The organism is Streptococcus mitis bv. 2 str. SK95 (genome assembly GCF_000222705.1).
Lineage (GTDB): Bacteria > Bacillota > Bacilli > Lactobacillales > Streptococcaceae > Streptococcus > Streptococcus mitis_AY.
On record NZ_AFUB01000019.1, the window covers coordinates 20551 to 33155 of the forward strand.

10 protein-coding genes are annotated in these 12605 nt (G+C 41.8%); 1 reads left to right on the plus strand and 9 read right to left on the minus strand.

Going from position 1 to position 12605, the window contains the following annotated elements; all coding sequences use genetic code 11:
• Positions 1 to 78: 78 nt before the first annotated feature.
• The 8 genes from HMPREF9965_RS05140 to HMPREF9965_RS05175 all read right to left on the minus strand — a co-directional run bounded on the left by HMPREF9965_RS05140 (position 79) and on the right by HMPREF9965_RS05175 (position 10258).
• Positions 79 to 591, minus strand: a complete 513-nt coding sequence (locus tag HMPREF9965_RS05140; RefSeq protein WP_001086355.1) for a DUF2812 domain-containing protein — start codon at positions 589 to 591, stop codon at positions 79 to 81.
• Between the two features lie 34 nt (positions 592 to 625).
• Positions 626 to 1201, minus strand: a complete 576-nt coding sequence (locus HMPREF9965_RS05145) for a DUF2812 domain-containing protein (protein WP_000412847.1) — start codon at positions 1199 to 1201, stop codon at positions 626 to 628.
• Positions 1201 to 1521 carry a PadR family transcriptional regulator gene (locus HMPREF9965_RS05150; RefSeq protein ID WP_000423983.1) on the minus strand — a complete coding sequence of 107 codons (321 nt, stop codon included), beginning with the start codon at positions 1519 to 1521 and terminating at the stop codon, positions 1201 to 1203. Before HMPREF9965_RS05150 ends, HMPREF9965_RS05145 begins: the two co-directional genes overlap by 1 nt.
• Positions 1522 to 1634: 113 nt before the next feature.
• Positions 1635 to 2981, minus strand: coding sequence for a type I glutamate--ammonia ligase (glnA, locus tag HMPREF9965_RS05155; RefSeq protein ID WP_001122885.1), 1347 nt, complete (start codon positions 2979 to 2981; stop codon positions 1635 to 1637).
• 36 nt (positions 2982 to 3017) lie between these two features.
• The gene (gene glnR, locus HMPREF9965_RS05160; protein ID WP_000664331.1) at positions 3018 to 3374 is read right to left on the minus strand and encodes a transcriptional repressor GlnR; all 357 of its coding nucleotides are present in this window, start codon (positions 3372 to 3374) and stop codon (positions 3018 to 3020) included.
• Positions 3375 to 3450: 76 nt separating this feature from the next.
• Positions 3451 to 3978 carry an FUSC family protein gene (locus HMPREF9965_RS05165; RefSeq protein ID WP_000540311.1) on the minus strand — a complete coding sequence of 176 codons (528 nt, stop codon included), beginning with the start codon at positions 3976 to 3978 and terminating at the stop codon, positions 3451 to 3453.
• A 124-nt stretch (positions 3979 to 4102) separates the two neighbouring features.
• A complete protein-coding gene (locus tag HMPREF9965_RS05170) occupies positions 4103 to 5302 on the minus strand; it encodes a phosphoglycerate kinase (RefSeq protein WP_001096769.1) in 1200 nt (399 codons plus the stop codon).
• 240 nt (positions 5303 to 5542) lie between these two features.
• Positions 5543 to 10258: an endo-beta-N-acetylglucosaminidase gene (locus HMPREF9965_RS05175; protein ID WP_000653734.1), complete on the minus strand. Its 4716-nt coding sequence runs from the start codon at positions 10256 to 10258 to the stop codon at positions 5543 to 5545.
• 316 nt (positions 10259 to 10574) lie between these two features.
• On the opposite strand from HMPREF9965_RS05175, the gene HMPREF9965_RS05180 reads away from it, so the two are divergent.
• Positions 10575 to 12206 carry a Na/Pi cotransporter family protein gene (locus tag HMPREF9965_RS05180; RefSeq protein WP_000026666.1) on the plus strand — a complete coding sequence of 544 codons (1632 nt, stop codon included), beginning with the start codon at positions 10575 to 10577 and terminating at the stop codon, positions 12204 to 12206.
• Positions 12207 to 12298: 92 nt separating this feature from the next.
• On the opposite strand, the gene HMPREF9965_RS05185 is transcribed toward HMPREF9965_RS05180, so the two are convergent.
• Positions 12299 to 12595 (minus strand): hypothetical protein, encoded by a 297-nt coding sequence (locus tag HMPREF9965_RS05185; RefSeq protein WP_000852592.1) that lies wholly within the window; start codon positions 12593 to 12595, stop codon positions 12299 to 12301.
• Positions 12596 to 12605: the final 10 nt, after the last annotated feature.

The window sequence follows — 12605 nt, forward strand, 5'->3', positions numbered from 1 at the left end:
AGAATGTCAAGACAAAAACTCAAAAAATTAGCACTCTTTTGCCAAGAGTGCTAAAAATCAGTCTGAAGACCTAGAAACTTACTTTTCATCAATTTGGTATTTCCTTTTAAGTCTGAAAAAACCATAGATTAGATAAGAAATTAAGCAAGCATATAACAAGAAAATAATAAAGAAAGACATAGAAAGTTCTTCTTTAAATAAACTCATACAAACAACAAAACCACCTGAGAAAGCAGCTGTACAGGAACGAAGTCTAGAACACATTACCTCCCATCTGAGACCATTAGTCATATAGACTTGATCCTCTGGAAGTATATCTGAAGATGATTTACGAAGAATCAAACAAGAACCTGTTTCTATCAATTCCCAACCTCTATTTATAAATTCTTGCAGTTCATGCTTATGCTTTCTAAGAAATCTAGAATCATAGATACGATAGATGACATCATCCGGTTGACATTGGTCAAAATAGAAAAAACCAAAACGACTCGTTCTATATCTCCAACCTTTCAAGTGCATCTCATGCAAATACTCTTCTTCCTTGTCCAAATCAATAATGGTGAAAATCCGAAATTGTACTTTGCTATTCATTGCCTGACCTCCAAATCAGAAAACAAGTATTGTTTCAGCTATCAGATAATTCTTTCCACTTTTGGAACAATCTCCAAAAAATATAAGAAATCTGAATCGCAAAAACTATCAATAAAACACAATCCATAATAACAATCAAAAACATTACCCAACTGAAAGAACTACCTCCACTGAAAAACTTTGAGAAAACCGGTAGTAGAGCTGAAAAAAGAATCAAAATAGGTAGCATCCGCATTATTAAAATCCGTTTGACCATGGCTAACTTCCCAGTAGCGTCATTATAGATTTCAAACTCGGCATCCAACTCAATTCCAGAACGAAGCTTTCTAAAGTAGGAAAAGCCATTAAAGTCTGTAATATGCTCCCAGCCACAGTCTTTAAATAGTTGTAAATAGGAGGCTCTCTCTGATTTTTCCATTGGGTGAAAATCCAACTGATAAGACACCTGCTCCGGTTGGCACTTTTCAAAAGTATACTTAACCGCAACTACTAAGTTAGAGTAACTCACTTCCTTAAGTTTCCAACCCTTAGCATGCATTTCCCCAAGGTATAAAGCCTCTCTATCATAATCCGCAATGGTAGTAATTCTATAAACAACCTTCTTTTCCATCATCCTTCCTCCCGACTGTTTCTGTAGAGTCGTTCAATACGTTTCAATTCTATCTCCAAAACTTTTTGTCCCAAGTCAGTGATCTGATAGATTTTACGTTTTTCCTCTTCTCGGACAAAGGAAATCAAGCCATCCTTTTCCATCTTTGACAAGGTCCCATACATAGTTCCAGGACTAATCGAAACTTGCGAATCTGTCACCTCCTTGACCTTTTGTGTGATACCATATCCATGGTTCTCCTTCTGTAAACAAAACAAGATATAAAAACCCGTTTCAGTCATGGGAAGGTAAACACGCCTGATCTTATCTGTTAACTCCATTTATAAACACCTCCTATTCAGTTCGATACATCGTACTTCGTTATACAAATATATCACACCTCGATATAAAATGCAAGAAAAAAAGACCGCCCTCAGGCAATCTTTCTTCTATATTAGTAAAGATCTAAATAATTATCAACTTCCCATTGTGACACAAAGGTTGCATAGCTAGCCCACTCGATACGTTTGGCTTCGAGGAAGCTCGTATAGATGTGTTCACCTAGGGCAGCCTTAACCACTTCATCCTCAGTCAGAGCTTTCAAGGCATTGTGAAGAGTTGATGGAAGGTCTGTAATTCCTGCTTCCTTACGCTCTTCTGCCGTCATGATGTAGATATTTTCTTCAATCGGAGCTGGTGCTTCGATTTTGTTTTCAATACCATGCAAACCAACTTCTAACAGAACCGCCATAGCGATGTATGGATTTGCCATTGGATCCACTGAACGCAACTCGAGACGAGTTCCCATACCACGTGAAGCAGGCACGCGCACAAGTGGTGAACGGTTGCGACCAGCCCAAGCAATGTAAACAGGCGCTTCGTATCCTGGAACCAAACGTTTGTATGAGTTAACTGTTGGGTTCATGATGGCAGTATAGTTGTAGGCATGCTTGATCAAACCACCAAGGAAATGATAGGCCGTTTCTGACAACTGCATTCCTTTTGGATCATTTGGATCAAAGAAGGCATTGTTTCCTTCTGCATCGAACAAGGACATATTACAGTGCATACCTGATCCAGCAATACCAAATTTTGGTTTTGCCATAAAGGTTGCGTAAAGACCATGTTTGCGAGCAATGGTTTTAACAACGAGTTTAAAGATTTGAATCTTGTCACAGGCACGGAGGACTTCATCATACTTGAAGTCAATTTCATGTTGACCAACCGCAACCTCGTGGTGACTTGCTTCTACTTCAAATCCCATTTTAGTCAAGACATTCACGATTTCACGACGCGTATTGTCTGCAAGGTCAGTAGGTGCCAAATCAAAGTAGCCACCCTTGTCATTTACTTCAAGTGTCGGGTCACCATTTTCATCGAGTTTAAATAGGAAGAATTCTGGCTCTGGACCAAGGTTGAAGGATTTGAATCCTACTTCTTCCATATGACGAAGAGCACGTTTGAGGTTGCCACGAGGGTCACCTGCAAATGGTTCACCTTCTGTTGTATAGACATCACAGATCAAACCTGCAACACTTCCGTTTTCATCTCCCCAAGGGAAGACTGTCCATGTATCCAAGTCTGGGTACAAGTACATATCTGACTCATTGATACGTACAAAACCTTCAATAGAAGATCCATCAAACATAGCCTTGTTTGACAAGACTTTATCTAACTGTTCATCTGTAGCAGGAATTTCGACGTTTTTCATCGTCCCCAAGATATCTGAAAACATGAGACGAATAAAGGTAACATTTTTTTCCTTGACTTCACGACGAATATCTGCAGCTGTGATTGGCATGGTTTTTCTCCTTAATGTATGACTACTTGCGGTTGCCTAACCGCGACCAAAAGGCGACTGTGCTGAAGCAAAGCGTCCCTGTTGGAGGAGCTCATTATGAAGCGCACGACGCACTTCCGTTGGGCTCACTGCTTTCTTGGATTTCGCCTCACGTTCAGCATATTTCTTCTTAATGGCAGCGATATTGAAACCTTCAGAGATATAATCTTTGATTTCAAGCAAACGATCCATGTCATTCAAAGAATACATGCGACGGTTCCCTTCGTTTCGATCAGGCTTTATCAACTCTTGATCTTCATAATAACGAATCTGACGCGCCGATAGATCGGTCAACTTCATCACACTGCCGATAGGAAAAACAGCCATATTTCGGCGAAATTCTCTTTCCTTCATTCACAATTTCCTTCTTTCTGTCTATTATAGTCTAAAAAAATACATACGTCAATTGATAATGTCACAAAATATAACATTATTTTCTTTTTTTCTCAAAAAGATTTCTGAAGCGATCAATATCATAATTTACGAGTATTGCCACAAAAACACCCATAAAAGTTTCAAATACACGAGCAAACACGTACAAAAATGTTTCTCCGCTCGGTATTGATAGGGTAATAATCAACATAGCTGCTACACCACCAATAACTCCCGCCTTATTGTTCATGGCAACATTTGTCATAATGGTTAACATGGTGCAGATTGGCACAATCAGCAAGGTCACCCAAAAGGCTTCTTGAAATAAGGTATTTAAGAGGAAAAAGACAAGGGCGTAAAAACCTCCGATGCTATTTCCTAAGATACGTGAAGTTCCAAAATGGACACTCTTATCAAAACTTTCTCGTAGACTGAAGACCGCTGTTAAAGCTCCAATTTGCAGCCCCTTCCAGCCAAAAAAACCAAAAATCAAGAGAACTAAAAAAACAGCAATTCCGGTTTTAAAGGTTCGTAGACCAAGCTTAAACTGTGACTTATCAAATTTATATTTTTTAAAATAACCCATAATCTCAACTTTCTATTTCCATTTTATCATAATTTAGTTGATTTTATGAGCCAGAATCAATCGGAAGCGTTTTTAATTCAAGCCACAAGAAAAAGAGGAAGCAAAGTTCCTCTTTTCATAATTCTTATTTTTCAGTCAAAGCTGCAAGTCCTGGAAGAACTTTACCTTCAAGGAGTTCCATTGATGCTCCACCACCAGTAGAGATCCATGAGAACTTGTCTGCACGACCAAGGTTGATGGCTGCGGCAGCTGAGTCACCACCACCGATGATTGATTTCACGCCTGGTTGTTTCACGATAGCGTCCATCACACCGATTGTACCAGCTTGGAAGTCTGGGTTTTCAAATACACCCATAGGTCCGTTCCATACAACTGTTTTGGCACCAGTCAAGGCTTCGTCAAATTTAGCGATAGATTTTGGACCGATATCCAAACCAAGGAAGCCTGGATCTACTGCTTCACCTTCAGTGTCTTTTACTTCAGTGTAGTCTGCAAATGCGTTTGCTTCTTTTGAGTCAACTGGCAAGATCAATTTGCCGTTTGCTTTTTCAAGAAGAGCTTTGGCAACATCCAATTTGTCTTCTTCTACAAGTGAGTTACCGATTTCGATACCTTGAGCTTTGTAGAATGTGTAAGTCATCCCACCACCGATAAGGACTTTATCAGCTTTTTCAAGCAAGTTTTCGATAACACCGATCTTGTCTGATACTTTTGAACCACCAAGGATAGCTACGAATGGGCGTTCTGGAGCTTCAACTGCTTCTTTGATGTAGGCAATTTCGTTTTCAAGAAGGAAACCAGCAACAGCTTTTTCAACGTTTGCTGAGATACCAACGTTAGATGCGTGTGCACGGTGAGCTGTACCGAATGCATCGTTTACGAAGATACCATCTCCAAGTGATGCCCAGTACTTACCAAGTTCAGGATCGTTTTTAGATTCTTTCTTGCCGTCAACATCTTCGAAACGAGTGTTTTCAACCAAGAGAACTTGTCCATCTTCAAGAGCGTTAACAGCGGCTTCCAATTCAGCACCGCGTGTAACACCTGGGATAAATTTAACTTCTTGTCCCAATTTAGCAGCCAAGTCAGCAGCTACAGGAGCAAGTGATTTACCTTCTTTATCTGCTTCTTCTTTTACACGTCCAAGGTGAGAGAAGAGGATTGCACGTCCACCTTGCTCAAGGATGTACTTGATAGTTGGAAGAGCTGCAGTGATACGGTTATCATTGGTAATCACGCCATCTTTAACAGGTACGTTGAAGTCAACACGAACGAGAACTTTTTTCCCTTTCAAGTCAACGTCTTTAACAGTCAATTTTGCCATTAGATATGACTCCTTCTTTTTTTATACGTGTTAATTATATCACAAAATCAACAAAAGAGATAGAAAAACCCTAAACTTTTCGAGTTCATTCTTGCAACTGAAACTACTTTTTTTAAAACTAAAACTAGAAAAAACTTGCCAAATAACTAATTAATGCAAGAAAAACGAGTTAAAACAAGGCCTGACCGATCTTCAGTCAAACCTTGTTTTTTAGTTTTTATGAGAAAATCCAAGATTCGATTAATCTTCTCTCTTTTTCAAAGCTACAAGTCCATAGGCACTCATTACTCCGAGGAGCCCCAGCGCTACTAGACTAGCATCTGTTTCTAGTCCAGTATTTGGAAGTTCTTTGCTTGTTTCTTCAACTTTTACCGGTGCAGCTAAAAACGCTTGGTCCCTTGTTTGTGAGACTTGCTCTTCTTGCGTTCCTACTTCAACAATTTCTGGGATAGATTCCTTGAGAACTTCAGTTGAACGGAGGGTGCGTTTGCCTTGGGCATCTACTTCTACAAAGTGACGAACTTGGCCTTCAACTCCTGCCTGCACAACACGACGTTGACCTTTAAGGAGATCTGAATTTAGTCGTTCTTGACGTTCGAAGGCAAGTGGTTTTTCTTCAATTTCAAGAGTTGGTTTCTCGTGAACTAGATCTTTTACACCTTCAGCTGGTTGGTTACTTGATAGAACTTTTGTTCCAACTTCGGTGATTTCTGGGATTGCTTCCTTGACTACCTCAGTCGAACGAAGGGTGCGTTTGCCTTGGGCATCTACTTCTACAAAGTGACGAACTTGGCCTTCAACTCCTGCTTGCACAACACGGCGTTGGCCTTTGAGAAGGTCAGCATTTGGTCGTTCTTGGCGTTCAAAGGCTTTTGTTTCAGTTTCAACAACTAGTTCAGGGAGGGCCTCAACCGTTGGAGCCACTTCATTTGGATCCATGCTTCCAACATGATGGCTTTCTTCTGCAGGAGCTAGTTTCTTATTCAGCTTTTCTTTCATGTCCGCATAAGCTTGTGGAGTTGGCATTTGTGAAGCTAACAAAGTTTCTGCTTGGGCGATCAACTCAGCTTGAGGATCTTTTTCACGAACTTTTGTCAACAAGCCTTCCAATTCTTCTCTAGCAGTTTGATAACGTTGATTTCCATCTAAGTCTGTCCCTGCTTGTTTCAACTCATTCAAAGCCTGGTTGACTTCTTCTTGACTAGCATTGTGGTTTTCTGCTACAGCTTTCGCTGCATTGAGCTTCTCTACTAGTGCTGCTTGTTTGTCCTCACTTGAGAAGGTGTAGGCAAGGGTTGACTGACGGCCTTGGGCAGCAGTGATTTCTTGTTTGAGGTACTCATCGTTGACAGCTGCTTTTGGAGAAACCAAGACATCAAACTCAGCAGTGTGCCCCTTGTAATGCAAGGTCAAGGTTTGACGACCAGTCTTTTGAGCATCGTAGCCCGTAATTTCAACACCTTGATCCGTGAAGGCATGACTTTCTTCCGTCTCATCATCATAGAGAACTCCAAAGCGACCTTCTGCAAGATCCAGTTGATCACCTACTAGATAATCCGTTTTCGGTTTCTGAGTAATGTACAAACCTGCTACTTCTTTTGGTTTTCCTTCATCTTGACCTGTCACTTGTACCTTCAAGTCACCGCTTACTGGAAGTCCAAGATAGCTAACTGTGAGCTTCTGCTCCCCTTTTTGATGAGCGTCGTATCCAGACACAGTCACACCTGAGTGAGTAAGGTTGATCAGTTCATCGGCTTGTCCCCCTTCGTATTGAACACGGAGAGTGCCGCCTCTAAGGTCAAGTTTTTCTCCCTCTTTGTAAACTGTCTTCTTAGGTCCTTTTTCAAGGCTAACTGTAGCAATTCTTCTCTCATCCTGCGGAATCGCTACAGCCAAGGTGTTACTGATTTCTTTGCCAGGTAGTTGAGTACGGTAGTAGAGAAGAGTTGGTTGCTTGTCAAAGGCCAATGGTGCTGTTGCCAGATCGCCACCAGTTTCAGACTTCAATGTTGCAATCGGTGTTTGTGAATCTGCCTTGTCGTAAACGGTGATGGTCGCGCCTGCTGGAACATCAGAGAAACCTAGTTGAACTTGATGGTTTCCAAGTGAACGAGCACCTACCTTAGCCATTGGAATATTTTGACTTTCTGTGTCCAAGGTTTCGTACATCTTCCAGTTGTAGATACGAATGGCCTTCCAAGGTGTTCCGTTATCAGATGTAATGACATGCAAACGCCAGTCTTGGGCAGTGATTGGTTTATCAAGAGTGATATCCGTAACGTGCGCTTTATTGCCACGGACTTCCTTAGCTAGTTTCCACTCGCCATCAGTATCCTTGTAGTAAAGATCAAAGTCCTTGGTGTTCATCAAACCATCGTTAACAGACTCACCGCCAGCTCCCGCATGATCCATCACCCATCTAACAACACGACGTGGTTGGGTCAAACGAATATCGACACTACCGCTCAATTGTCCTGAAGACCACTTGTCTGACAAGCTAGTAATGGTACCGTTCAACATGCCTTCGATGCCTTCTCCACCTTCAGTATTTGGGAAAGTGCTACCGATAACAGTTGCCCCTGGAACAATATTTTCAGCTAAAGGTCTTGGGAGAGTCGTATCCTGAACTGTCATGCCCCAGTTAAAGGATGCCGTCGCCGCTTCGGAACGGAGGCCATTTTTACCAACTGCAACGACTTTCAACTCCTGAGTCCTACCAGTCGCATTAGCAGAACGGCTAACTTTTGGCAAGTAGATGGTTGAAGCAGATGAACCTGTCAACAAACGCCAGTTATCTCCATCTTTTTCGTAGACTTCATAGAAGTCCGCATCTTGGTTACCAGCAAATTGGACCACTGCTTCAGCTTCTTGGGCATTCTTAAGAGATTGCTTCACCACAGAGAGACCTGTAGGTGCTTGTGGCGCTTGGTGATTGTCCGTGATAGTTAATTGTCCTAGGTTGAACTGATAATCTTTTACAGCCCCTTCATGTTCGAAGAAGAGTTTAACTGCATAGATGGTTTTACCTGCTAGTGAGCCAAGGTCAATTTCTTCATTTGTCCAGTTATCAGAAAGAGTCAGTTCTTTCCATGCCCCTGCATCCTCAAATTTGTAGTCTGGAGTCGTAGAGAAGGCCATATAAACTTTCGAGCCTTTTCCTCCCTTGTGGGCAACCCGAAGTTTGGTTTTCTCAGTTACTTCTAGTTTGGTAGAATACAAATTCACATCTTGGTCCGTCTTACCAGCTACATCACCTGAGAATTTAAGGGAGTTTCCGCCATTGTAGGCATCTGTAAAGTCATATTCTGCATGGAGTTTTTCCCCTGTCGAAGTCTGCCACCAGCGCCATGTTGGCAATACACCTGAAACCGAACGGTAGTTCCACTCAGAATCCTTAGAAACTTTGCCGTCTACAAACCACTTTCTACCATGACCTGTATTAAAAGAGGTCGTGAAGGTCCGGCCTACTGCTGGAGTGCGGTCCGCAACTAAATTGGCAATCCCATACCACTCTTTGTCAGCTGGTTTTTGAGCCGTTGGATCTCCTTGGTAACCTGTAAAGAAGATGTCTTCGTTTTTGTGGTAATCTTCACCTGTTTTTCCTAGACTGGTAATTGTATCTGGCGCAAAGAGTCCAAGTGATAAACGCAACTTGCCTTTTTCATCTAAGAGGGCATCCCATTTGACCTTGGTCTTATAAGAACCACCTTGTTGCAATTCCAAGCCTGCAAAGACATCATACTGGCTACGTTCTAGCCATTTTGCCATCTCTACGGAGTGGTCATTCTTTTCCTTGTTCCAGTTGAAGTTAGCAAAGAATTGATCTGCAGGGACTTTGTCTCCTTCTTTTTGCATAAACTGGTAGTTGTAATCACCAAGACCATCTTCGTGGTAACGACCATATTTGTAGGTCATGGCATCATACCAAGCATACTTGATTGGGTGGTTGACTTTAGCCGCGTATTCTTTTGTATAGAGCATGAACTGGCGCATCTTTTCACCAAGAGGTGCTACCAATTCCCCCGTTGTTTCTTGGTTGATGAAATAGCCATCAAAGCCATAGTATTTAGCGAGATCAACGAGTTTTCGTGCAATAGGGAAGGTGCCATCCTCATCTTGTTTCAAGGCAGCGGCAAATTTCTCTTGGTCAGCAATGCTGTTTGACCAGTTGAAAAAGAGTGTTCCATAAACGGGAACTCCGTTGCGGTGCCCGGCATCAATGACATCTGGAGTAGGGACTAGGCCTTCCCAAAAGACCATTGAATCCAAGTATTGCCAGTAGTCAAAGGCATAAGCCTTGAATTCCTCTCCACCGACAGAAGCGTGATCTTTGGCCTTTGAGTTGGTATTTGCCAGCGCCTGAACCTTGGCTCTTCTGCTTGCTTTTTCATTGACCAACTGGCCTCTATGGCGCTTAGCGAGTTCAACAGAAGAACGGTTGATAGGATCATCCTCACGCGCACCCGGTTCCCATTTCAACAAATCATCCCATGTATCAAATTTGATTTCTTTTGGTCGGAGACTCTTCTCTTCATTTTTAGGAACGTCTGCTAGACTTGGTTTGTCGGCTTTATTGTCAACCACTTGAGGAGCTTCCTCAGGCTTGACTCCTTCTTTATCAGTTGGTTTTTCAGCTGTTTCTGTCGGAGCTGGTTTCGCTTCTTCTTTTTCATTAACTAGATTAGTTATTGCTGGAGTGTTTTCTGAAATTGGTTGCTCAGCTACTTTGTTCTCAGTTTCCTCTAATTGTTTTTCGATAGCTGCGGTGTCTGGATTAGTTGTTTCACTGGCACTTGTCGCTTGAGTGCTCGTATTAGTAGCTGTTTCAGGGGCAGCAACCTGTTCGGCAAGAGCTGGGCTCGCAAATAAAGCTGAACCAATCATCAAGGAACAAGCCCCGATTGACAGCTTACGAATACTGTAACGGCAACGTTTTTCAAAAAATAGATCTTTCATCTTATCCTCCTAATAGAACAAAAAAAGTAACTGTTCCCACAATCAATCATCAGAACAGGATTATCTTCATTCTATCTTATATGAAAGCGATGTCAATCTATTTCACGCATAAACTATAACTAGGATAAAAAACAGTTAAATTTGGATATAATCCTTGCAGACATTTATACTTGAGGTAAGAATACTATTTAAGGAAGAAATTTAAAAAAGTTAGCGATTTCTTACTAAAATATCAAGAAAACACTTGTGAGATTTACTTTTATCCTTTAAAATAGAATAGGAGAAATTCCGTTATTATTTTTCGGAGGAAAAAGAAATGTCCATTAATTGGCAGGAAATTTTATTTCACTTTTTAGGAGGTCTAGGACTGTTTTTATACAGTATCAAGACCATGGGAGACGGTTTGCAACAAGCTGCTGGAGATCGCCTTCGTTTTTACATTGACAAGTACACTAGCAATCCCTTTTTAGGTGTTCTAGTCGGGATTGTCGTGACTGCCCTCATTCAGTCAAGTACAGGGGTTACAGTTATCACGGTTGGGCTGGTCAGCGCTAGTCTTCTCACTCTTAGACAGGCTATCGGAATTATCATGGGAGCCAATATTGGAACCACCGTTACTTCCTTTATCATCGGTTTCAAGCTTGGCGAGTATGCTTTACCCCTGATTTTCCTTGGAACCATGTTCCTCTTCTTTACAAAAAACAGAACAGCAAACAATATCGGGCGCATCCTGTTTGGTGTAGGGGGAATCTTCTACGCTCTCAACCTCATCAGTGCCGGTATGAGCCCGCTTAAAGATTTACCACAATTCAAGGAGTATATGGTAACCTTGGGACAAAATCCTATTTTAGGAGTGGTAGCTGGTGCAGTGATTACCGTCCTCATTCAGGCCTCTTCTGCGACAATCGGGATTCTACAAGGTCTCTATGCAGGTGGTTTCCTTGACCTTAAAGGTTCACTACCAGTTCTCTTCGGGGACAATATAGGGACAACCCTAACCGTTATCATCGCGGCAGCTGGAGCCAATGTCTCTGCAAAGCGCGTTGCAGCGACCCACGTTACCTTTAACGTTTTAGGAACTATTCTTTGCTTAATCTTATTAGGCCCCTTCACTGCTATGATCGAGTACTTCCAAGCACTCCTTCACCTCTCACCTGAGATGACCATCGCCTTCTCTCACGGAGCCTTTAACGTAAGTAATACCATTGTACAATTTCCATTCATCGGAGCCTTGGCCTATTTTGTAACCAAGCTCATCCCTGGTGAAGACGAGGTTGTCAAGTACGAGCCTCTTTATCTCGACGAACAACTTATCCAACAATCTCCTTCTATCGCTCTAGGAAATGCCAAAAAAGAACTTTTGCACTTAGGGAACTATGCAGCCAAAACTTTTGACCTTTCTTATAACTATATCATCGGTTTGGATGAAAAGGTAGCTGAAAAAGGGCACAAGACAGAGGAAGCCATCAACACCATCGATGAAAAACTCACTCGTTACCTCATCAGGCTCTCAAGCGAATCCTTGAGCCAAAAGGAAAGCGAAGTGTTGACTAACATCCTTGATTCATCTCGTGATTTGGAACGGATTGGGGACCACGCAGAAGGCTTGCTCAACCTAACAGACTACCTCCAACGCAAAGATGTTCATTTCTCTGAAGCTGCTCTAGAGGAATTGGCTGATATCTATCAAAAAACCACTGACTTTATCAAGGATGCCCTTGATAGCGTGGAGAACAATGATATTGAAAAAGCTCAAAGTCTGATTGAACGCCATAAAGAAATCAACAATATGGAACGCATTCTCAGAAAAACCCACATCAAACGCCTTAACAAGGGTGAGTGTTCTACACAAGCTGGAGTCAACTTTATCGACATCATTTCCCACTACACTCGTGTATCTGACCACGCTATGAACCTAGCTGAAAAGGTCATCGCTGAACAAATCTAATAACCAAAAAGCTATCCTGAATAGGATGGCTTTTTCTCTTAATCAAGAATGTCTTTTCTGACATATAAAAAATACTTTGATTCACAGTGGAATCAAAGTATTTTAAAGAGCTCTCCAAACATAATAGCAGAAACTGCAGTGCCTCTGTACTTGGCTTCTTCTCTTTTGATAAAGCGCGCCAAATTGATCAATTCAGGTGCTGGGTGTTTGGGATTTCTGAACAGCTCAAGATTAACCAGTCCCGAGAGTCGGACTGCTAGCAATTGTTCATTTGTAGTAGGTAGTTTTTTAGCAGTCTCTAGGAGAGCAGCGACTAAATCGTCACTCAAGCCCTGACGGGCATGGTTATAGAGATCTTTTATTAAGCTTTCTAGATTCACTTCCGCCATTCCGAGCACC

Coding starts and splice junctions, on each gene's coding strand:
- HMPREF9965_RS05150 (WP_000423983.1), bottom strand. CDS start 1,521: ATGGAGTTAACAGATAAGATCAGGCGTGTTTACCTTCCCATGACTGAA.
- HMPREF9965_RS05145 (WP_000412847.1), bottom strand. CDS start 1,201: ATGGAAAAGAAGGTTGTTTATAGAATTACTACCATTGCGGATTATGAT.
- HMPREF9965_RS05175 (WP_000653734.1), bottom strand. CDS start 10,258: ATGAAAGATCTATTTTTTGAAAAACGTTGCCGTTACAGTATTCGTAAG.
- glnA (WP_001122885.1), bottom strand. CDS start 2,981: ATGCCAATCACAGCTGCAGATATTCGTCGTGAAGTCAAGGAAAAAAAT.
- glnR (WP_000664331.1), bottom strand. CDS start 3,374: ATGAAGGAAAGAGAATTTCGCCGAAATATGGCTGTTTTTCCTATCGGC.
- HMPREF9965_RS05140 (WP_001086355.1), bottom strand. CDS start 591: ATGAATAGCAAAGTACAATTTCGGATTTTCACCATTATTGATTTGGAC.
- HMPREF9965_RS05185 (WP_000852592.1), bottom strand. CDS start 12,595: ATGGCGGAAGTGAATCTAGAAAGCTTAATAAAAGATCTCTATAACCAT.
- HMPREF9965_RS05165 (WP_000540311.1), bottom strand. CDS start 3,978: ATGGGTTATTTTAAAAAATATAAATTTGATAAGTCACAGTTTAAGCTT.
- HMPREF9965_RS05180 (WP_000026666.1), top strand. CDS start 10,575: ATGTCCATTAATTGGCAGGAAATTTTATTTCACTTTTTAGGAGGTCTA.
- HMPREF9965_RS05170 (WP_001096769.1), bottom strand. CDS start 5,302: ATGGCAAAATTGACTGTTAAAGACGTTGACTTGAAAGGGAAAAAAGTT.